The sequence below is a fragment of the Hyphomicrobium sp. genome (assembly GCF_036262015.1).
Lineage (GTDB): Bacteria > Pseudomonadota > Alphaproteobacteria > Rhizobiales > Hyphomicrobiaceae > Hyphomicrobium_C.
Window position 1 is genome coordinate 687,012 of sequence record NZ_DATAJR010000009.1, and the last position, 21,574, is coordinate 708,585.

The following is a 21,574-nucleotide window of genomic DNA, read 5'->3' on the forward strand; positions in this document are numbered from 1 at the left end:
AAGGCTAATACAGTTTTTGCTTAGCAGTCTCAAGCTGAACTCAACATGAGCGCGGGATGCATCGGGCATGAGCGCCGCGCCGTGTACAATCTATGCCGTCGAGGTCTTTGGACATCATTACCCGTTTGATGTCAATTTCGCTGCCCCAAATCTTGCCCAAATCCCTAACCGCCGCAAGTCTCTCGTTGTCGCGCGCAAACTGCATTGTTGCTAAAGCCTGCATTTGTAAATTGACATCCCTGCAAGTTCTACTTGTGTTTTCGAGGCATTCGCCCAAATAGAACGGCGGACAGGCCGGACTTGCTTGCACGTCCAATCCTTCATTAACATTGAGACATGCAGGTCACAGTTTAAGCATTGTCTATCGGCCGTTGGACGCCATTTGGCGATTTGCCGGGCGGATAGCCCGTCGCGGCGTCCAATTTGACAACGCCGTGGCTCTTTGCCGAAACATGCAGTCCGCCTCCTCCCTCCCTACGTAGGGGAAGGACCGCCAAGGATCAGACAACACAGAAGGTTGCCGCCATGCATGGCCCCGCTTCGCGCGTGCTCCCCCCTCCCCCCGTCGCTCCGCGCAAGCCCGTCGTGTCGACGTATCACGGCGTGACGCTGAAGGACGACTACGCGTGGCTCAGGGCTGACAATTGGCAGGACGTGATGCGCGAGCCCACGCTGCTCGACGCCGACATCCGGGCCTATCTCGAAGCCGAGAACGCCTATACGGAGGCTGCGCTCGGCGCGACGAGCGCGCTTCAGGCCGAGCTTTTTGCGGAGATGAAGGCGCGGATCAAACCGGACGACAGCGGTGTGCCCACGCCGGACGGGCCATTCGAATATTATGCGAACTTCGTCGCAGGCGGTCAGTACCCCCGCCTCTGCCGTCAGCCGCGGGGCGGCGGAGCCGAAGACGTCCTGCTCGACGGCAATGCGGAAGCTGCCGGCAAGTCCTACTGGGATCTCGGCGGAAAGGCCCACAGCCCCGATCACCGACTGCTGGCCTACGCCGTCGACGACAAGGGCTCCGAGCTGTTCACGGTGCGCATCCGCGATCTCGCCACGGGGCAGGATCTTGCCGACGAAATCCCCGATACGCGCGGCGAGATGGTGTGGGCGAACGATAGCCAAACGCTGTTTTATATCCGGCTGGATGCCAATCACCGGCCGCTGATGGTTTACCGGCACCGCATCGGGACGCCGGTCTCCGAGGACGTGCTCGTCTATGAGGAGAAGGACGCGGGATTTTACGTCGGGTTGGACAAGACGCTGTCGTCGAAGTTCGTCCTCGTCGATGCGCACGACCACCAATCCAACGAGGTCTATCTCGTTGACGCCGACCAGCCCGAAAGCCCCTTGCAGCTTGTCGAAGCTCGCGTGCACGGCCACGAATACCAGGTCGACCATCGCGTGGACCGGCTGATCATCACGACCAACTCGGGCGGCGCAGAAGATTTCCGCATCTGCGATGCGCCGATCACCTCCCCCGGACTGGCCAACTGGCGCGAGATCATCGCGCATAAGCCCGGCCGGCTGATCATCGACACCGTGGTCTTCAAGACCCATCTCGTGCGCCTCGAGCGCGAGGACAGTCTGCCGCGCATCATCGTGCGCGAGTTCGAGAGCGGAACCGAGCACGCCATCGCGTTCGACGAAGAGGCCTATGCGCTCGGCATGTCGGAGGGCTATGAGTTCGACACCACGACGCTGCGCTTCACCTACTCGTCGATGACGACGCCCGCCGAGACATACGATTACGACGTGGCAGCGCGGACGCGCGTCCTGCGCAAGCGCCAGGAGATTCCCTCCGGTCACAACCCGTCCGACTACGTCACGCGGCGCCTGTTCGCACCCACCGCTGACGGCGAAACCGTCCCGGTCTCGATCCTCTACAAGAAGGGAACACGGCTCGACGGGTCGGCGCCCTTGCTGCTGTACGGCTACGGCTCGTACGGCATTTCCATCCCGGCCTCGTTCTCAAGCACACGCTTTTCGCTCGTCGACCGCGGGTTCATCTATGCCATCGCGCACATCCGCGGCGGCAAGGACAAGGGCTATCACTGGTACACGGACGGCAAGCTCGACAAGAAGCTCAACACCTTCACCGACTTCATCGCAGCTGGTGAGCACCTCGCGGCGCAGGGCCTGACTCAGCGCGGACGTATCGTCGCCAACGGCGGATCGGCCGGGGGCATGTTGATGGGCGTCGTCGCCAACATGGCGCCGGATCTGTTCCTCGGCATCATTGCCGACGTGCCGTTCGTGGATGTGCTCAACACCATGCTCGACAAAGATCTGCCCCTTACGCCGCCTGAGTGGCCGGAGTGGGGAAACCCGATCGAGAGCACGCGCGATTTCGAGATCATCCGGTCGTACAGCCCCTACGAAAACGTGGCCGCGAAGTCCTACCCGCACATCTTTGCCTACGGCGGTCTGACCGATCCGCGTGTGACCTACTGGGAGCCCGCCAAGTGGATCGCGAAGCTGCGCACACTCAACACCAGCGACAATCTCGTGCTTCTTAAGACCAACATGGAAGCCGGTCACGGCGGCGCCTCCGGCCGCTACGAGCAACTGAAGGAAATTGCTGTCGACTACGCCTTCGCGCTCAAGATCGCTGGGCTTGCGGACGCGTGAGTCCTAGCCACCCAACAGGCGGTCGACGAAGGCGGGCACGACCACCGTCGCTCGGCCGTACACCGCCTCGGCGAAGAAGCTTTGTCCTTCGGACGGCTCAAGGTTGAGCTCAACCGTGTGGGCGCCGGCTCCCCGCGCTTCGGCCACGAAACCCGCGGCGGGATAAACGTTTCCGCTCGTGCCGATCGAGATGAAGAGATCCGCCGCCCCGAGCAGCTCGCCGATGCGCTCCATGTGATAGGGCATCTCGCCAAACCACACGACGTCCGGCCGCATGCCGCCGGCGTCGCGGCAGGAGGGGCACGCTGTTTCAAGCGAGAGATCCTCGCTCCAAGAACGCCGCGCACCGCAGCCAGCGCAAAGCGCCTTGAAGATCTCTCCATGCATGTGAATGAGGTTCCGGCTTCCAGCCTGTTCGTGCAGCGCATCGACGTTTTGCGTCACGATCCAGACGTCGCCCGCGTACTCTCGCTCAAGTCTCGCCAATGCGTCGTGGGCCGCGTTGGGACGGATGCCGGCATGAGCGCGGCGGCGCATGTTGTAGAACTCATGCACGTGCGCGGGATTGCGCGCGAAGCCCTCGGGCGTCGCAACCTCGCGATAATCGTATTTGGCCCAGATGCCGTCCCGATCCCGGAATGTCGGCACACCGGACTCGGCGGAGAGCCCCGCTCCCGTGAGAACCACGATAGACTTGTAGATCATGCGTCTGTTCTCGGCCGCGATCTTCGTTCTCCAAAAGATAAAAGCGGCCGCCCTTCAAGGCGACCGCTTTCCTACGATGCGGGTGTGCCGCACCTTATCGCTTACTTTTTCACAGCCACCGTGAACTCGATGGTCGCCTTCTTGGCCTCACCGCCCGAGCGCGTGATGGTGGCGCCGCACTTGTAGGTTTCGGAGAAGCCTTCAATGCGGCAGGACTTCGTGTCGATTGCGAAGTCGAGGTCGCGCTTCTTGTCGACCTTGTTGATGTCGATCGGATCGTCAACGCTGACGTCCTTGTCGATCAGCTCCAGCTTCACCTTGTGAACGCCCGGCGGGACGGACTTGGTGAGCTTCCAACCCGGCTTTTCAGCCCCCTTCGCGCTCAGCGTCGGCGACACGACCGCCTGGCCGTCGATCGTCAAGCGTGCGAAGAAGTCGCCATCCGACAGATCATCGGCCCGATCGAGGGGCGTGAACTTCGAGACGGTAACGGTGATCTCGTGTGGCGGCTGCGCCGCGGCCTCGCTGGAGGTCAGCGAAGCCAAGCCAAATCCAATCGTTGCCAGCCCTGCGCCGACCGCAAGCGCGCGGCGAGCTTCCGCCCTGCAAATCGCTCCAAACATGTGTCACTCCCCTAAAATGTCCGCAAGGGAGCCAGCGGTCCTCGGCGTGAGAGAGACGCGGTGGAACGTCGGGCCCCGTACCTCGGGATGCTAGCAGTAAACGGAGAGCGGTGTCGTGAGGGCCGAGCTGATCTGGACTGCTCCGTTGCCAATCAGTGACATGGCACACTAACTGCTACCGGATTCACGTTTTTTCTCTGATAATTCATTGTCTTATTTGATTACTTCCGACCTCCGCGATGCTGGGCGGCGCCGAAGTTGTTCAAGCCTGTCCACTGCAATGAGAATTCGGTTTGATCCGTAATCCGGCTATTCTTCGTCGTTGGGATTCTTGGGACCGCATGCATGCATGTCCTCAAACGCGGTGATGCACTTCAGCTGCTGCGACTCGCGTCGGGCCTGATCCTGTTTCTTTTCGCCGCCACCCATTTTCTCAACCATGCGTTGGGCCTCATCAGCGTCGACCTCATGCAGGAGGTTCAGCAGTGGCGGTGGGCGGTGACGCGCTCGCTGCCCGGGACGATCGTTCTCGCCTCGGCACTGGTCATCCACGTGAGTCTCGCGCTCTTCAAACTTGCTCAGCGTACGACACTGCGTATGCCTCCGTGGGAGTTCATTCAACTCGCGCTTGGGCTCTCAATCCCGTTTCTGCTGCTTCCGCACATCGTCAATACGCGCATTGCCCACGACTACTTCGGTGTGAACGACATCTATGCGTACGAGTTGATCCGGCTTTGGCCGGACAGCGCCGTGACGCAGAGCGTGCTGTTGCTGCTTGTATGGATCCACGGTTGCATCGGTCTGCACTTCTGGTTGCGGCTGGCCCCGCAGTATCGACGCTTCTCCGTTGGACTCCTGGCCCTCGCGATTTTTGTCCCATTGGCGGCGCTAGGCGGCTTCTACAGCGCCGGCCGCGGCATGGCGCAGGTCATCCAGGATCCCGCGATCTTTTCGAACATCAAAACGATGACGCACTGGCCAAGCGAGAAGGACTTCGAGGCGCTGGCGCGGTACCGCAGCCTCGTTCGCACGGAGTACATCATTCTGCTCGGCGTGGTGGCGGGTTACTTTCTTCTTACGTATTTCAGCCGCCTGACGGGTCCGAAAGTGCGCGTCAGCTATGTCGGCGGTCCCACGGTGACGGCTCCTGAGGGGCCCACCCTTCTCGAGATCAGCAGAAACGCAAAAGTTCCGCACGCCTCGGTCTGCGGCGGACGCGCGCGCTGCTCGACCTGCCGGGTGCGGATCGAGAAGACGTCTACACCGCTTCCTCTGCCCCGATTTCCCGAGGTCGTCACGCTTGCCAGCATCGGCGCACCGGAAAACGTCCGGCTCGCCTGCCAGATCCGCCCCCAGGGGCATCTCACCGTGTCGCGAATTCTTCGCCCTGGTAGCACGGGCCCGGAGGCGGTTGCGCTGAGTGAGGAACACAGCACCGGAGCAGAGAAATCGCTGGCCGTGATGTTTGTCGACCTGCGTGACTTCACGCGTCTGGCGGAGAAGCGCCTCCCGTTCGATATCGTGTTCATCCTGAACGAGTTCTTTGGCGTGGTCGGCACGGCAATCGTCGGCGAAGGCGGGCGCATCGACAAGTTTCTCGGTGACGGCCTGCTGGCCGTATTCGGCGAGCAAGTTGGTCTTGCGGCCGGCTGCAGGCAGGCGCTGCGTGCCGCGCGCGCTATCGATCTCGCCCTCGATCACGTCAATGCCAAGCTCGAAGAGGAAGTCGGGCGATCCCTTCGCGTCGGTATCGGTGTCGATGCCGGCACCCTGGTTGTGGGTCGCATCGGCTTCGGCGAAATGGTCGATTTCACTGTGATCGGTACGCCCGTCAACGTGGCGAGCCGGCTCGAATCCCTCACCAAGGAGACGTCGTGTCAGATCATGCTGTCGCGCGCGGTCGCCGAGCATGCCGGATGGGCTCCCACGACCGAGTTCACCACGACCATCCAAGTGCGCGGCGTTGCCGATCCGGTCGATGTCATTGGGATCGTGCGCGGACGCGATCTCCCGGCCAGCATCCTGTCAGCGACATCGGACACCGACGTTGCCGCGCGGACCGCAGCAACGTCTCAGGTGTGAGCGCGCTAGGGTTATTCCGGTATTAATTGAATCGCGGACCGACCCTCATTCTTTGTTTTGTCGTGCTTCTTATCGGACATGACGTCTTGCATGGCGCCGCCATGACCTGGTTCCCACTTTTCCGGAAGCACTCTAATCGGCCTACTGGGTCCGGCGACCGAAAGAGACGGCGTAGGCGGGCGAGCGGATCTGGAAGATTCCATCGTTCTCGGGACCGGCGATGCCGTCCACGACGTTGGTCGGATCGAACATGTTGGTGTCGCAGGTGGCGTCTGCCTCGAAGGCCGAAATCGTGAGCGTGCCCATGCTGACGGACTTACGGTCGTCGGGCCAGAACGCCGTGGGGTCGTCGATGGCGTCTCCCGTCTGGCCGAGGATGGCCGTGACGTCGAACTCGACGGGTCCCTTGGACAGTCGCTCGGTCATCTCGGGCTTGTAGAAGTCCGGATCCTTGGCTTTCGCTTCGTCGTCGGTCAGGCTCGCTTCGCCCGCCTTTGGCACCAGCTTCCATTTGATGATCTGCTTCTCGCCGGCCGCATTCGTCAGCGTGAAGGTGTGGATGCCGAAATAGGGGGTCGTCGCATAGCTCGCGGGAACGGAGCGCGCTGTGAGCCAGGCCTTCTGACGCGTCGATTCCGGGTTGGCGGCGAAGAAGGCGCCGATCTTGTCTTTGTCCTTGGTCGCGACCGTCGTCAGCAGCTCCAGGAACTTCGCCGGCGTCTTGGCGACGAAGACCGGCGCCGAGATCATCACCATGTCCGTCTGATTGCCGTTGCCGAGATCGAAGTGGAGCGCGAGGCCGCGGGTGTTGTCCTTCTGGGCGTTAGGCGCCAGCGGGTTGCCGCCGCCCATCGAGAAGCGGCCGACCACCGGCCATGGACCCTTGCCCGACAGATGCGGGGCCTTGGACAGCTTACCCGCGTCATCGGTCGGCGAGAACGAGCCCTTGACGCAGAAACCGTGGGTGTGGGCCGCGCGCTTGCCGGGATTGGCGCCAAACACGGCATTCAAGGCGTTGACGAGGGCCTCGGGATCGGTGTCGTCGGCGCGGACACCCGACAAAGGCGCCATGGTGAGCAGGGCGGAAAGCGTGGCGATAGCGATCGTACATCCGGACTTCATGACAATCTCCTCCGAAAGCTGCGTACTCTTAGTACGGCAAGTTCCTGTAGCGAAAAAGACATTCCAGCTCCCAGTCTCCGCTCCCCGTGCACGTGAGCCATACAAAAAAGGGCCGTCCGGTTTCGGACGACCCCCAAAATGAAGAAGGGCTCCCTTGCGGGAGCCCTTCGAATTCGATTTGCCTACTAGGCAGCTTCAGCGCGTAAGGCCGGCAGCTTCTTATCCTCCTCGAGTTCGAGATCGGACTTGAGTGCGATTCCTACGTACCTCACACCATCCTTCTTTTTGACTTTCTGGATTCCGAACTCGGCAATCTCCCGACCAAATGTCGGCAGGGCTAGAGGCTCCTTCTGTCGTTCTTCACACCATACGCAGTAGGCTTCGTAGAGTGATGTTGCCGAAACGGTGTGACCGTCCTGGCTGTCGACGCTCTCCTTGTAGAAGCGTTGCACGTCCGTCTCCGGGACGAGCAGTTTAGCGGCAGGCAACGAACGATTGTCGTTGGCTCCCAAACGCGGCTTTCTGATTGCCACGGCCGCCTGTTGCGGGGCCGCCACCGCTGCCGCAGCGGTGCTCTGAACCGTCGCCATTGCAGGCGCGGCAGGGGCTTCACGATCGTAGAGGCGCCACTGGCTGAAGGCAATGTACATGCCGAAGCCAGAGCCGATCTCAAGCAGAAGCGCGATGAAAATCGTCATCGCCATCTGCACCTGATCGATGCTGAAGCCGGACAGCTTCGCAAGCACCGTGGCCTGCGGGTCCGCTTCGCCCATGACCGTCATTGCATCGGTCTTGCCCAACTTGCCCTGGATCTCTGCGATCCGGGTCTCGAGCGTCTGCGCCTGCTGGCCCGAAGCCATTTCGGCGGTCAGACCATGGTACTTCTGACAGAAGTCACGTCCGGATTTTCCGGTGACGTCCGTGCAGGCCTTCGTGAAGGTCCAGGCGCGCTGGTTCTTGAGGCCTTCGATCTCCCCTTGCACAGTCGCTGCGGGACGATGCTGCGGAATCCAGGACAATTGATCCTGGGCCCGCTTCAGGTCTCCGCGAAGATCCTTGTACGACTGAGCCTCGACTGCGCGATGGCCGGTCGTATCGAACCGGTTCAGCGCGGCATGGCCGAGGGCGGAAGTCAGCGAATAGGCCGTGACGACCAAGCCCACGACAGCCGAAGCTGCCGCCTGGGACCACATCCTGTTCTTGATTGCGGCGAAGAAGAAAAATGGGATCAGCGCTTTGAGGCAGTCTGCTGCGACGCTTGCGGCGCCGTAGATCATGCCGTCCATTTCGGTCCGTCCCAAACTGTACCCGAAACGCCAATTCATAGCTGCAGAGACGGCGAGTAGCACGCCGGCAGCTAGAACCCCGAACACGCCTAGAGCATGTCGTATTTTCATTGCCCTCTCCTTTGAGGGCCCGCGCGCGCTACCCCATATGGCAGCCGAAACGAACGGGCCTCGTGCCTTTTGGGTCTGGAAGGAGATCAGACCGGCCAGCTCCGACGAACGACCAGTGCCGCTTGGAAATGCGCTTCGTTACCCGTTGAGCTAGGCACGCCCCCCAAGGCGAACCATCAGGCAATTTGGCGCCGCCCCCCGGCGGACACACTAAGCTGGACCTGCTCACCCTGAGTTCAGTTTTGTACACAGGCGGCACCGCCGCTCGATCCCGCTGTGCAAAAACTGAGACGCTGGTGAGCAAATTTACGCAGGACACATCCCTCAGCGGTGGAGGCTATGCGATTCTCTTCGAGGGTCGCTAGTTTTTGTTAAAGGGAATCAGTTTGGTAGACTGTCTTCGATCGGCAGTGCTGCCAAAGTGCAGCACCTGTGTCCCCTCTGCACGCGATTCCTCATCCACATTTTGCACCCGAGTTATGCACCGCTTGTCCGCACATTTGCCTTGAGAATCCACAGGCTTCGTCCGGCAATCGAGACGCCTGCGAGAGCGGAAACGGGGACGATCAAACCCATCCTCGCGCCTTGACCTCCCAACGAACGCGCGGGCCCGGAACATTGTGAGTGGTGCAACGTTCGCAATGGTCGTTGGCGCTTCGATTTGCTATTGTTTTTCTGTCAGGATGTGGCTTGGGCGTGCGGCCGCTTTTATTTTTGGCGCCGCGGATCCGGACCGGGATCGACCCAGGCAATGCGCACGCGCACACGTGTCTGGGAGTATCGTTTCATGCGGTGGTTCGTCAGCTATCCCATCCTTGCCGCTGGTCTCGCATTTGGCTTCGACACGTTGTTTCCTGGCGAGCCCGACCAATCCCCTCGCTCGCCGGAAATCGCGACACTGACGCTGCCAAAGGTAGAAGAATCTCCGGGGGTCGCCGCTTCGGGCCTTGACGCCGCACCTCCGTCCCGGATCGCCGCGTTTTCTCCTGGCCCTGATCGTCTGAACGCGCAGGAGCGTCCTTCGACTTCCGTGCTCGGTTATCTCGCGCAAACCTTCTCGGTCTCCGACGCACCGGTGCCCGCCCCCACAGTGCTGCAACCCGTCACCGTATCGGCGTGGAAGAGCACGGTGACCCGCGACACGCCCAAGGCGCAACCGGCACAACCTCAACGGCAGGCGTATACCTCGCGCGCTGCACTCGCGCGCGATATCCAACGCGAGCTTCAGCGCGTTGGCTGCTATCACGGCGAAATCGATGGCGTTTGGGGCGGTGGTTCGAAACGCGCGATTCTCGTCTTCATGGATCGGGTAAATGCGGCCCTTCCGACCCGCGAGCCGGATGTCTTTTTGCTCTCCCTTCTGCGTGGACAGACACGGGCCGTCTGCGGCGAAACCTGTCCTCAGGGACAGAGCCTCGCCCACAACGGCCGGTGCGTGCCGTCAACGCTCTTGGTTCAGGCCGGCAAGCCGTCTTCTGGCTCCCTTGAGCCCCGCGAGCCCACGACCGTTGTCGCCGAGGGTCCTCGGGAACCCGTATTGTCCGGCCGCATGAGCATCGGCGGTCCCAAGCCCGAAGATGTTGCATCGCTGACGACTGGCTTGTCGCCAGCGACCACGACCGACCCCGCCACGGTCGAACGAACGGCAGCGCTTGAGCCAACGGCAACGGCGAACGATATGGACGTCGTGCCGGACGCGACGCAAGACAGCCTGACCCAGATACCGCCCGAGACCGACGCCGCACCCCCTGTCCGCCGGTTCAAGAGCGCCCGATCAAAAGCCGTACGGGCTCCTGCCCGGACGAATAGCTATCGGCAAGTTCAGCATCTCTTCCAGCACCCGCTCGGGCGGATGTAGTCCGGCCCAGTGACTATTCGAGTGGTTGGCGCCCGGTTTGAGCTCGTATCCAGTCGAGGTACGGGGCAGATCCTCCGTCGACGGGTAAAATCACAATCGCCGGGTTCTCGTAGGAATGGCGGGATTTGATCTCCTCGATGACGCGTTCGGCCAGCTCCCGTCGCGTCTTAACGATCATGACCGTCTCCGCGTCGCGATTGCGCTCTCCCTTCCAGACGTAAATGGAAATCATTCCCGGCAGGATGTTCACGCACGCCGCAAGGCCGGCGTCCACCAGCCTGCCCCCTTCGGCCTCGGCGGCCTCGAGCGAGGGAAATGTCGTATAGACGAGAACGGCCTTGTCGTTTTCCTGCAAGTGAGCGAGCCTCCGATTTCCGGGCGATCACGAATCTAGCGCCGGCCCGGTTATTCCCCAACCGTTTTGCATGGCGCCGGACCCGTTGCATCATCATGGCCAAACCAAAAAGCAAGTTCGAAAACATCGCCTTTGTCGCCAGCGAGGTGCCTGACGCCCAGGATGCACTCGCGCGCCTTGTGGCCCGATATGGGTCGGCCGAGCCGCGCGGTGCCGATGCGATCGTCGCTCTTGGCGGTGACGGCCTGATGTTGCAGACGCTGCATCGGTACATGAACGATCGCATCCCGATCTACGGCATGAACCGCGGGTCGGTGGGCTTCCTGATGAACGAGTACCGCGAGGATGGTCTACTGGAACGGCTCGCGGAAGCCGAAATCAGCCGTGTGCATCCGCTATCGATGGTGGCCTACGATACGCAGGGCAAAGCCAGCAAGGCGCTTGCGATCAACGAGGTGTCGCTCTTTCGCGAGACGTTCCAAGCCGCCAAGCTTAAGATCTCCATCGACAATACCGTGCGCATGGAAGAACTCATCTGTGACGGCGTTCTCGTAGCCACGCCCGCCGGATCCACCGCCTACAATCTTTCGGCACACGGCACTATTCTGCCGATCAATGCGCCTCTCCTCACCCTCACGCCCATCAGCCCGTTCCGTCCGCGCCGCTGGCGCGGGGCGCTGCTCCCCAACAAGGCGCACATCAGTGTCACCGCCCTCGAGCACGACAAGAGGCCGGTGAGCGCAGTGGCCGACGCGAAGGAAATGCGCAATGTCGTGCGGGTTGAGATCGAGCAGGCACGCACAATCGATCTCTATATGATGTTCGATCCGGGCCACAGCCTCGACGAGCGCATCCTCGCCGAACAGTTCCGGTATTGATACGGACCGAACTCCGGCACCGCAAATTTCCCTTCAAAGTCATACTGGTTTCGGCCAGCAAACGTTGCGCGTTTGCTTGGCGGAACCTCGCATTCCGACGCATACCCCGCACCAATGCTTTCGCCATCAATCCGTTGCGAAGCATTAACGGTATCAATGCTCTCCATGAAATGATTGGGACTTTTTATCCCTGCTGCTCGCCCTAACCTCTCAGCCAAGCGCCAGGAAAGGCGTCTCGAGCGTTAGGGGGGAGATATGCGTAGAACTCTTGGTCTCGTCTTTTGGACGACTGCCTGGGTAGGCACCGCTGCGGCACAAACCCAAACAGAGTTGCCGGCCGTCGTCGTTACGACACCGACTGCCGCGAAACAGGCAAAAGCCTCGCAACCCGCGCCGGTCAAGGCCGGCGCCGTGCAGCAGTCATCTGATGAGGATAGCTCGAGCTTCGCCGCCGTCGAATCCATCGATCCGCGCGCTGGCAGCATCGGTATCGCGCAGTCCGCTAGCCAAGGCTACGTCAGCGCCGAAGAGATCGCCGCCGTACCGGCTTATCGCACGGGTGATATTTTGGAGGCCGTGCCCGGCCTCGTCGTTACGCAGCACAGCGGCGAAGGAAAAGCGAACCAGTATTTCGTTCGAGGCTTCAACATCGATCATGGCACCGACCTGGCCATCACCGTCGACGGCATGCCCGTCAACATGCGCACGCACGGGCATGGCCAAGGCTACGCCGACACGAACTTCATGATCCCCGAGATCATGCGCGGCCTCACCTTCCGCAAGGGGCCATACTTCGCATCTGAAGGCGATTTCTCGTCTGCCGGTGCCGTCCATCTCGATATCGTGGACAAGCTCGACAAGAACTTCGGGCGCATCGAAGCCGGGAGCTTCGGCCACCGCCGTGCCGTGGCGGGCATGTCATCGCCAGTTGGCGTCGACGGAACCGTGCTTGTGGCAGGCGAGGCTCACTTCTTCGACGGACCCTGGGAGAGACCGGACGACCTCAGGAAGTTCAATGGCGTCATGCGCTATTCGAACGGAAGCTTCAATAACGGGTTTGCCGTCACCGCAATGGCCTATTCCGGGCATTGGAACGCGACGGACCAGATACCGCTCCGAGGCGTGGAGTCCGGGGCGATCGACCGCTTCGGCACGCTCGATCCGACGGACGGTGGTTCATCGCACCGCTACAGCCTTTCAGGACGCTGGAACCAAACGGATGCGAACTCGGCGACCAGGGTCAACGCCTACGTCCTGAAAAGCGATATGTCGCTGTTCAGCAATTTCACCTATTTCCTCAACGATCCCGTCAATGGCGATCAATTCCAGCAAGCCGATGATCGCTGGGTCGCAGGCGCCAGCGCGAGCAAGACGTTCTTTGGCATGCTTCTGCCGGGCGTCAAATCTGAGACGACGATCGGGATCCAGGGGCGCTACGACAATATTGAAGTCGGCCTTTTCAATACCAAGCAGCGCGAACACCTGTCGACCGTTCGCGAGGATCGCGTTGAGGAAGCGAGCGTCGGCGTTTTCGCCGAAAGCACGCTGCATTGGACGAATTGGCTGCGCACCACGACGGGCCTGCGCGCCGACCTCTACACCGCCGACGTCATGAGCAATATGCCCGTCAACTCGGGCAGCGATACCGATGGCATCGTCAGTCCGAAGTTCGGGCTTGTGCTCGGTCCTTGGGCCGCAACGGAGCTATATCTCAACGCCGGAACCGGCTTTCACAGCAACGACGCGCGTGGAACCGTTACGACGGTCGATCCAGCCAGCGGCGATCCAGTTTCGCCTGCCCCCTTCCTGGTGCGCTCCAAGGGTGCCGAGGTCGGATTGCGCACACAGCCGAACTCCGGTCTCACCAGCACGGCGTCGGTGTTCATCCTTGATTTCGATTCTGAAATCGTTTTCGTCGGCGACGCAGGAACGACGGAAGCGAGCCGCCCCAGCCGCCGCATCGGCGCGGAATACACGCTGCATGCTCAGTTGCTGCCTTGGCTGACGCTGGATCTCGATGCGGCCTACACCCACGCCCGTTTTCAGGAGGATGATCCGGCCGCGCCGGGGCGCCACATTCCTGGTGCCATTGAAGGAGTCGTTGCCGCCGGGCTGTCGTTCGACAATCTGGATGGGTGGTTCGGAAACGTGAACATTCGCTACTTTGGCGCGCGCCCGCTCATCGAGGACGACAGCGTCCGGTCAGAGTCGAGCACGCCGGTTTCAGCGAGCCTCGGCTACAGGTTCGATGATGGGTTCATCGTTCGGCTCGACGGCTTTAACCTTTTCGATCAGACATCGAGCCAGATCGACTACTACTACGCCTCTCGTCTTCCCGGCGAGCCAGCGGGCGGTGTCGAGGACATCCACTTTCATCCGCTCGAACCACGGTCGTTCCGCCTGTCTCTGACGAAGGAGTGGTGATTGCGGGAACGCCGGCAGAGGGGCCAAGCTTGACGCGCGCCGTGGGTACGCTTCACTTTGTAAGCTGGGCCTTCTCCTGCTCCAGGCCGGCGAGAAGGTTCTCCTGCTCGGCTATGCGATCCGCTATACGCGCGTCATCCGCCGCACCTGAATAAGCGGCGGCCTGCTCAACGAGGGTGCGCAAATTTTCGCGCACCAACGCAATGCGGCGGTCGAGCTCGGCTACGGCTTCGTTATCAGGCATCTGAGAGCACCTCCTGCTATTGGGCCAAGCGCGATAGCCTTGCCCCTAACGCGATCTTACGAACGACCACAAACGACACGAAGCGGATCCTATCTACTTGTCCGGGACGACGATCTTACGGTCGCTTGTGTCGACCACGAAAATGGCCAGCAGCTTGGCCGGTTCCGTGTCGCTGGCGTTGTGGCTCACCTGGTGATGATCACCCGGCCTCTCCGTCCAGCTCTCGCCAGCCTTATACGTATGCTCAGGACCGTCGTTCACTTTGCTGCGGATCGCTCCTTCCAACACCCGCGCATAGATGAAAGCCGAGGACGGGTGGCGGTGGGAGGGCGATCCCCCACCGGGTTCGTATTCGACAAGCACGGCGCGCATGCTCTTGCCGGGGACATTCGGCAGCTCTTGATCAAAAACGACGGTTACATTGGCTCCTGGCGCGATCGTCTCAGCGATAGCGCTCGTCGCGAGCATAGCGGCAGCGGCCGTAAGGAGCAGTGCTGCGGTCTTCATGGTGCTTCTCCTTCTCCGAGATTGCGATGCTTCACGAGGCTCGTACCCAATCGGAAACTCGTGTCGGGCCGGGAATGAACTGCCCGGCCGGAGCCAACCCGTTCTGATCGAGAACGGCACCGAAATACGTGGCACCGGGATCTGGGATCACTTTGCGCAGGTCACCTTTGGACGAGAGGTACGACTGGATGAACTCCGCGAGACCTGATGCCTCGGGACCGGCTAGCTCAACCGCGCCATTCTTCGGTGCTGCCATTGCAATACCAGCGAGGGTAGCGGCAACGTCGTCTGCCGCAACGGGCTGGAACTTGGCGGGCGAGAGATAGATGGCTTCTCCCTTTGTGCCATCTCCTGCGATCGCATCGAGAAACTCGAAGAACTGAGTTGCGCGCAAGATCGAGTAGGGGACGCCTCCGGCCTCGATGAGTTCCTCCTGCACCCGCTTGGCGCGGAGATAAGCGCTGTCGCGGATACGGTCAGCGCCGACGACCGAAAGCGCGATGTAATGCGCCGTCCCGGCCGCTTTGACCGCGCTCAGCAAATTCCCCGTCGAGCGACGAAAGAACTCAAGGGCAGCCTGCTCCTCGAAAGAGGGCGAGTTGGTAACGTCGATCACGACATCGGCGCCGCTTATCGCCTCCGCAACGCCTCTCCCCGAAACGCTATCGACGCCTGTCGATGGCGCTGCGCTGACAATTGCATGGCCTTTGGATTTTAGGATCGCGCCTAGCTTGCGGCCGATGAGACCAGTCCCTCCTACAATGACGACTTTCATTGGCATTCTCCGAGCAAGATGTGGACACTTGAGGCCATGGAAGGCCGTGCCCGTTGCTTGAAAGGACAATGACCGGCCGAGCGAAGCGATGAGGCCGGCCTTTGACAAATGCGAATAGCGTGTTCGTAAGCTGGGGACCTGAGCGGTACGATCTCGTCGTCGACCGCCATTCATCCGGAGCGCAGGCACGCCGACGACCTTGAGGTCCTCACGCAGTCTATATGGCTTATCATACCCGGTACCAGCAGAAGACAAATCCGACACGCACTGCAACCGTTAACGCGTGGCCGTCCAGAGCAGCGAACGAGCGGTGACTGTCCGTTATTGATGGCCGAGCGAGCAGACCGGTTACGCCTACTGTTTTGTCGCATTGCTAAAGATATATGTAGAATGCATGTTTCTACGAACGCGCGTTTCGCTCACGTTATTGAGCCGCAAACGCTGCGCAATCTGTGTTGGTCGATAGCTCTGCAGAGGAATTTCTATGGCAGACGCGATCCGCCCTTATCGGAGTACAGCTGTCTTCGACGAGGTGACGCTGCCGAACGCCCTCTGCAAACGCCACTCCACCAAGGCTGGGGTCTGGGGCGTCATCCGCGTCCTTGAGGGTCGGCTCCGCCTGACATACTTGGAGCCGGCAAGTGAGAAGATCATCGATCCCGACAATGCGGGCCTGCTTCTGCCGGAGCAGCCGCATTTCGTGACACCGATTGGTCCGATGACAATGCAAATCGATTTCTATGACCGGCCGCCGGAAATGGCGCGCTGATCATCCAAGCCCTTCCCAAAAAAAGGACCACATTGATGTCTGAGGCGCTCAGCAGCCGCACGATTGCGCTCGTCAAGTCTACTGTCCCTGCGCTGGAGGCGCATGGTCTCGCGATCGTCCACGAAATGTATGCCCGCATGTTTCAGAATGCGGACATTCGCGATCTCTTCAACCAGTCGCATCACGGTGCATCCGATTCCCAACCGCGTGCCCTGACCGGCGCTATCCTGGCCTACGCCAGCAACATTGATAATCTTGCCGCGCTTGCTCCCGCCGTCGAACGAATTGCTCAAAAGCATGTGGGGCTACAGATTCTGCCGGAGCACTATCCCTATGTCGCCGATGCTCTGCTTGGCGCGATCGCGGCGGTTCTTGGCGACGCGGCGACCGATGAGATTCTCGCGGCGTGGGGTGAAGCCTATTGGTTCCTCGCAAACATTCTCATCTCGCGCGAAGGCCGCATTTACGGAGAGCAGAAAGGCGCCGTAGGCGGCTGGAACGGCTGGCGCGATTTCCGCGTCGAAGAGGTTGTCCAAGAAAGCAAAGTTATTCGTTCATTCGTGCTGCGGCCCGTCGACGATCGCGGTGTGATCCGTCACAAAGCTGGCCAGCACCTGACGTTCTGGTTGGAAATCCCTGGTCACCCGCCGGTCAAGCGCAACTATTCGATCTCGGATGCCGCAAACGGCAGCACCTACCGCATCTCCGTAAAGCGCGAACCCAATGGCCTTGCATCGGGTTGGCTGCATGATCATGCAAAGCCCGGAACCGTTCTCAAAGTCGCTCCCCCGGCGGGAGAGTTCTTTCTTCCCGAGCACGTGGAGCGTCCGATCGTTCTCCTGTCTGGCGGTGTAGGGCTGACACCGATGGTCTCCATGTTGGAGACTTTGGTGGAGAAAAACGTCGGCGTTCCCGTTCACTATATTCATGGCACGCATGACAAACATACGCATGCGATGCGCGATCATGTTCGCGCGCTTGCAAAGAAAGGCAAGGCCGTCACCATCAGCGACTTCCATCAGACGCCGCTTGCCGACGAAACCGCGGAACGGGACTATGACCACGCCGGGCTCATCACGGACGACTGGCTGATCGCCAACACGCCTGTAGAGACAGCGGACTATTACATCTGCGGCCCGCGCCCGTTTCTGCGCGCGGCAGTTTCCGCGCTGTCCCTTGCGGGCGTGCCCGCCTACCGCGTTCACTACGAATTCTTCGGTCCCGCCGACGACTTGATTGCCGGCTGAGCGCTCCGGGGCTGCGCCTTCCCGCATACCCCACAGCAAGTTTGCGACGTCGATCAAATCGCGACTGGGTCTTCCCTGCCGCCTAGGGATCGCGCTTTCCAACGATTGCACGGGATGAGACGATATCTGTTTATCCGTTCACGATACTAACGGTTCGATTCGGTCTGCCGGTTCGCGACGGCAGACCGGGCCGAGATAGGTGGTGTCGCCTTGGTCCTCGGGAACCGAGGCGGTGACGGACGCGGTCACGGCGCCCTTGTCCCAAGCCGGCAGACGCACGACCGCCGACCTCGAGCCAAGCGTCCGTGGCGGCGACGCCGGGCACGGTCATCGGGAACCAATTCCCCAGCGTGGCCGTGACGTCGGCGCCCTGGCCGCCGTCGAGACGATGGCCCCACGCGAGGGTGCCCCAGGCCCACGTATCGGGCCTGAACGTATAACGAGCGTCGGCACCGAAGCGCGTCGTCTCAGCCGTGCTCGTCATTCTCTCGAACGAAGCCGTGAAAACGCCGTCCTGCTCAGTGTAGGCGTCGTCTCGCGCCGGCCTCTCGCAGGATTTCTGAGCATCTCGCGTCGAACGCGTCAGGCAATATCCGCTTCTGGCCCGAAGCGGACGTTGGCGAATGAGTTATGTCAGCAGGTAAGCGCCATCCTGGACGGCGCGAGCGACGGCCTCGCGGGTGTCGTCGCGGCTCTGTCCGTCTGTCAGCAGAACGTGGTCTGCCAGTTCCCCCAGGTCCCCAAACTGTTCATGCAGTGCTGTGATGGGGTCAGGATCGGAGAGGGTGTTCCCACCACGCTCCCGGCAGCGCTGAAGCGCATCAGCGAGGTCTGGGCGAAGAACGATGTAGTGCAGGGGTGAGAGAAGAGTCCTAAACGGGGCCAAGAACCAGGGGCCGATGATGCCATCGACAATGACGAAGTATCCGCCCGTCGCGTAGCTCTCGGCTGCCCTGGCTAGGACGCCCATAACCACGGCGTTCTGACCATGCGCTTCAGGAAGATAGGGCGGGATCGCGCCCGTTTTGATGAAATGCCAGAAGTCGTCGGAGTGCAGGTGAACCTTGGGTGTACCTGGCAGCGCGGCGATAGCCTGTGCGGTGGTCGTCTTCCCGGACCCGGGTGTGCCCGTCAGAATGAGGATTTCGCCTGCCTTGAACATTCCTTCATCCCTAGAGCGTCGAAGAGGTACGGTCGAGATAGGCGCTGTCTTCCGATCACCTTACATGACCGCTTATGGCCCATAGCGGACATTCCGGGCTGCTTCGACGCTTGCGCGCTGGCTTAGGGCTGCCAGCGCGTGACGATGTCGGCGAGGTTCGGGCGCTCACGCTCCTCGGGCTTCTCCTTCGGCGTGCCTATGTAGATGAAGCCGACCATGCGCTCGTTCTCAGCAAGTCCGAGCTTGGCGCGCACCGTGGCGCTGTACGCCACCCACTCTGTAAGCCAAGACGTGCCGTAGCCCATGGCGTTCGCAGCGAGGCAGAGATTGAACGCGGCGGCGCCGGCGGACAGGATCTGCTCCCATTCGGGGGCGCCCGGACGCTTCGACACGCGCGAGACGACCGCAACCACGAGAGGGGCGCGCATGAAGCGCGTGCGCTCCGTCTCAAGACGGACGTGAGAGGGTTCATTCTCCTCCGCCTTGCAGGCCTCGACAAAAATCTCGCCGGCCGCGGCGCGGGCGTCGCCCTCGAAGACCATGAAGCGCCAGGGGACGAGCTTCTTGTGGTCGGGAACACGGGCCGCAATCGTCAGGATCCGGTCCAGTTCCTCGCCTGAGGGCGCGGGTGCCTCCAGGCGGTCCGGCTTCACGGACCGGCGGGTTGCGAGTGTCTTGAGCAGTGCGTCGTTCATGCGTCAGGTTCCCGAAATTCTATTCGCGTAGTCTGGTTTTGCGGCCTCGCTATCGCAAGTGAGGCTCTGATACAATGTCTGCGTCGTAATCGAGGACAACGGATCCGAAGCCCGATGCTGCTCCTACGCCGCCTAGCCCCGATTTTCCTATTGGTGCTCGCGTTAACGGTCCTGACGCGTCCCAGCGCCGCGGCCGACGAAATCTCCGATGGCCCTGCCGTTATCGTGCTCGACGGCTCGGGCTCCATGTGGGGCAATATCGGCACCGAGCGTCCCGCCAAATTCGATCTTGCGAGGGGGGCCCTGCGCCAATCGCTCTCCAGCCTGTCGCCGCAGGTTCGCCTCGGCCTGATGTCCTTCGGGCAGCGCCGACGGGCGGATTGCAGCGACGTGGAAGTGCTGGCATCGCCAGAAGCCGGCCCACCCGAACGTATCCTCTCCATCGCCGACAAGCTCAGTCCCAAAGGCAAGGGACCACTCGCGCTTGCCATCAAGGAAGCCGCCAAGCAGATCCCCGCGGGCGAAGCCGGCAGCGTGATCGTCATTCACGACGGGCCGGACAACTGCTGGCAGGACCCGTGCGCGTCGGCCGCGGAGATCGCCAAGACCAATCCGAACACGCGCGTGTTCCTGATCGGTTTCGGCCTCGAAAAGGCGGACAGCCAGCACCTGATGTGTGTCGCGCGGGCGACAAAGGGCCGGGTGTTCGACGCCCAGGACTCGACGAGCCTCCAGTCCGCGCTCAACGAAGCGCTGACACTCGCAAATCTCGAGCGGGTCGATCCCGCAACCGGCATGGCCGTTCCTACGCCAAAAGCGGCGACCCCACTGGCCCCCGCGGGCGCTCCGGGCCTCCGCCTCACCTCATCGCTGTCCTCCGAGCGCCCGCCGCTCAACACGGCAATTCAATGGAGCATTGCGAACGCAAACCAACGGGACGTGCCTCTCACGACGGCGCGGACGCGTGAGTTCGCCGTAGACCTTTCTCCTGGCTCCTACGTCGTGACGGCCCGCTATGGGCAGGCTACGGCCCAGCAGACTCTCGAGGTCAAGGCCGAAGGACCGACGGTGGCGAAAATCTCCCTCGGGGCAGGGATTCTCAAGCTCGACGCGCTTGCCGACAAGGGCGGAACGGCACTCGCCGATCCCGTAGTGACTGTCTACGCCAAGGATGCCGGCGGCACCGGGGGACGGCCCGTGTGGGTTGGCCGCGAAGCCTCTGCGCAATTGGTCGTTCCGGCTGGGCCCTATGTCGTGCGCGTGCAGGACGGCCTCGCCGACCAAACTACGGAAACGACTGTCGCTGAGGGCGCGACTGCACACGTCACCCCTGTGCTCGGCACCGGCCGCATTGAACTCAGCGCCGTCGAAGCGGCGAACGGCCAACCGATCAAGGATGTCTCGTACACGATTGATGAGGACGACCCGGACTCGCCGCAAGGGCGGCGGGAGGTGGCCCGTTCGGCGGATCCCCACGCGGTCTTCACATTGCCTGCCGGCACCTATTACGTCACGGCCCAGTCGGGCGTGGCGGAGCAGCGCGATCGCATCGCCGTCGGTAGCGGCGCGACGATCAAGCATGTCGCAAACTTCAACCTGGTCTCGATTACCGTCAACACCTCGACGCCCACCCAGGACGGCGCGCAACCCGCACAGCTTCCAATCGTCATTCGCGTTCTGAGCGAAGACGCCGAGCAGAGAGAAATTGCGCGCGCAAACGGGTCACGCGGGACCTTTTTGCTCCCGCCCGCGCGGTATCGCGTCGAAGCCTCCGCGAGTGGCCTGAACATCAAGGCCCTTGGCGTTGTCGACCTCTCGAACGGCCGTGGCGGCAGCGTGCAGCTCAAGCTCGAGTCGGGAGAGATATCGGTCAGCGCCGCCGGTGCATCCAACCGCTGGCGGGTCCAGGACAGCACCGGGCGAACGGTCATGCATTCGGGGCCTGGGGGGACGGCCAGCATGCGGTTGGCGCCCGGAAAATATGTGCTGCTATCGGACAGCGACACCCAACGAATCGAGCAGGCCTTCGACCTCAAAGCCGGAGAGCGGCGCCAACTCAATCCCGGCACACCGTGAGCCCTTGAATTTTCTCGTATTTCA

Annotated in this window: 19 protein-coding genes; 8 read left to right on the forward strand and 11 right to left on the reverse strand. The window is 61.6% G+C overall.

Translation table 11 applies throughout. The features are described from left to right. The first annotated feature begins 525 nt into the window (after window positions 1-525). On the forward strand, window positions 526-2,631 hold the full coding sequence (locus VHO05_RS18840; RefSeq protein WP_329648152.1) for a S9 family peptidase: 2,106 nt from the start codon (window positions 526-528) through the stop codon (window positions 2,629-2,631). Between the two features lie 3 nt (window positions 2,632-2,634). Here the strand turns inward: VHO05_RS18840 and VHO05_RS18845 are convergent, their stop codons facing one another. Together VHO05_RS18845 and VHO05_RS18850 are read right to left on the reverse strand one after the other, a co-directional pair. Next, entirely contained in the window at window positions 2,635-3,336 is a 702-nt protein-coding gene (locus VHO05_RS18845; RefSeq protein WP_329648153.1) for an NAD-dependent deacylase, read from the reverse strand. A gap of 101 nt (window positions 3,337-3,437) precedes the next feature. Next, window positions 3,438-3,959, reverse strand: coding sequence for a hypothetical protein (locus VHO05_RS18850; protein WP_329648154.1), 522 nt, complete (start codon window positions 3,957-3,959; stop codon window positions 3,438-3,440). Between the two features lie 345 nt (window positions 3,960-4,304). Between VHO05_RS18850 and VHO05_RS18855 the strand changes: the two genes are divergently transcribed. Further along, entirely contained in the window at window positions 4,305-6,041 is a 1,737-nt protein-coding gene (locus VHO05_RS18855) for an adenylate/guanylate cyclase domain-containing protein (protein WP_329648155.1), read from the forward strand. 141 nt (window positions 6,042-6,182) lie between these two features. Here the strand turns inward: VHO05_RS18855 and VHO05_RS18860 are convergent, their stop codons facing one another. Further along, entirely contained in the window at window positions 6,183-7,163 is a 981-nt protein-coding gene (locus VHO05_RS18860) for a catalase family peroxidase (RefSeq protein ID WP_329648156.1), read from the reverse strand. Between the two features lie 185 nt (window positions 7,164-7,348). After that, window positions 7,349-8,560 carry a primase-like DNA-binding domain-containing protein gene (locus tag VHO05_RS18865; protein ID WP_329648157.1) on the reverse strand — a complete coding sequence of 404 codons (1,212 nt, stop codon included), beginning with the start codon at window positions 8,558-8,560 and terminating at the stop codon, window positions 7,349-7,351. 751 nt (window positions 8,561-9,311) lie between these two features. Between VHO05_RS18865 and VHO05_RS18870 the strand changes: the two genes are divergently transcribed. Continuing rightward, a complete protein-coding gene (locus tag VHO05_RS18870) occupies window positions 9,312-10,418 on the forward strand; it encodes a hypothetical protein (protein ID WP_329648158.1) in 1,107 nt (368 codons plus the stop codon). A 13-nt stretch (window positions 10,419-10,431) separates the two neighbouring features. On the opposite strand, the gene cutA is transcribed toward VHO05_RS18870, so the two are convergent. Beyond that, the gene (gene cutA / locus VHO05_RS18875; protein ID WP_329648159.1) at window positions 10,432-10,773 is read right to left on the reverse strand and encodes a divalent-cation tolerance protein CutA; all 342 of its coding nucleotides are present in this window, start codon (window positions 10,771-10,773) and stop codon (window positions 10,432-10,434) included. A 95-nt stretch (window positions 10,774-10,868) separates the two neighbouring features. Here cutA and VHO05_RS18880 point away from each other — a divergent pair, with 95 nt between their 5' ends. Both VHO05_RS18880 and VHO05_RS18885 read left to right on the forward strand, forming a co-directional pair. Next, window positions 10,869-11,651 (forward strand): NAD kinase, encoded by a 783-nt coding sequence (locus VHO05_RS18880; protein ID WP_329648160.1) that lies wholly within the window; start codon window positions 10,869-10,871, stop codon window positions 11,649-11,651. A gap of 255 nt (window positions 11,652-11,906) precedes the next feature. Beyond that, window positions 11,907-14,075, forward strand: a complete 2,169-nt coding sequence (locus tag VHO05_RS18885) for a TonB-dependent receptor (protein ID WP_329648161.1) — start codon at window positions 11,907-11,909, stop codon at window positions 14,073-14,075. A 52-nt stretch (window positions 14,076-14,127) separates the two neighbouring features. Here the strand turns inward: VHO05_RS18885 and VHO05_RS18890 are convergent, their stop codons facing one another. From VHO05_RS18890 to VHO05_RS18900, 3 genes are all read right to left on the reverse strand, one after another. Beyond that, on the reverse strand, window positions 14,128-14,319 hold the full coding sequence (locus VHO05_RS18890) for a hypothetical protein (protein WP_329648162.1): 192 nt from the start codon (window positions 14,317-14,319) through the stop codon (window positions 14,128-14,130). A 93-nt stretch (window positions 14,320-14,412) separates the two neighbouring features. Beyond that, the gene (locus VHO05_RS18895) at window positions 14,413-14,826 is read right to left on the reverse strand and encodes a cupin domain-containing protein (RefSeq protein ID WP_329648163.1); all 414 of its coding nucleotides are present in this window, start codon (window positions 14,824-14,826) and stop codon (window positions 14,413-14,415) included. A gap of 31 nt (window positions 14,827-14,857) precedes the next feature. After that, window positions 14,858-15,601: an SDR family oxidoreductase gene (locus tag VHO05_RS18900; RefSeq protein ID WP_329648164.1), complete on the reverse strand. Its 744-nt coding sequence runs from the start codon at window positions 15,599-15,601 to the stop codon at window positions 14,858-14,860. 484 nt (window positions 15,602-16,085) lie between these two features. On the opposite strand from VHO05_RS18900, the gene VHO05_RS18905 reads away from it, so the two are divergent. Together VHO05_RS18905 and hmpA are read left to right on the forward strand one after the other, a co-directional pair. Further along, entirely contained in the window at window positions 16,086-16,370 is a 285-nt protein-coding gene (locus tag VHO05_RS18905) for a DUF1971 domain-containing protein (RefSeq protein WP_329648165.1), read from the forward strand. Window positions 16,371-16,405: 35 nt separating this feature from the next. Next, window positions 16,406-17,617 (forward strand): NO-inducible flavohemoprotein, encoded by a 1,212-nt coding sequence (hmpA, locus tag VHO05_RS18910; RefSeq protein WP_329648166.1) that lies wholly within the window; start codon window positions 16,406-16,408, stop codon window positions 17,615-17,617. A 130-nt stretch (window positions 17,618-17,747) separates the two neighbouring features. Here the strand turns inward: hmpA and VHO05_RS20275 are convergent, their stop codons facing one another. The 3 genes from VHO05_RS20275 to VHO05_RS18920 form a co-directional block, all read right to left on the reverse strand. Beyond that, complete coding sequence (locus VHO05_RS20275) at window positions 17,748-18,242, reverse strand: autotransporter domain-containing protein (protein WP_414653814.1); 495 nt, start codon at window positions 18,240-18,242, stop codon at window positions 17,748-17,750. Between the two features lie 3 nt (window positions 18,243-18,245). Beyond that, complete coding sequence (locus tag VHO05_RS18915) at window positions 18,246-18,779, reverse strand: AAA family ATPase (RefSeq protein ID WP_329648167.1); 534 nt, start codon at window positions 18,777-18,779, stop codon at window positions 18,246-18,248. A gap of 122 nt (window positions 18,780-18,901) precedes the next feature. Continuing rightward, on the reverse strand, window positions 18,902-19,474 hold the full coding sequence (locus VHO05_RS18920; protein ID WP_329648168.1) for a nitroreductase: 573 nt from the start codon (window positions 19,472-19,474) through the stop codon (window positions 18,902-18,904). Window positions 19,475-19,588: 114 nt separating this feature from the next. Between VHO05_RS18920 and VHO05_RS18925 the strand changes: the two genes are divergently transcribed. Next, window positions 19,589-21,550, forward strand: coding sequence for a VWA domain-containing protein (locus VHO05_RS18925; protein WP_329648169.1), 1,962 nt, complete (start codon window positions 19,589-19,591; stop codon window positions 21,548-21,550). The last annotated feature ends 24 nt before the right edge of the window (window positions 21,551-21,574 follow it).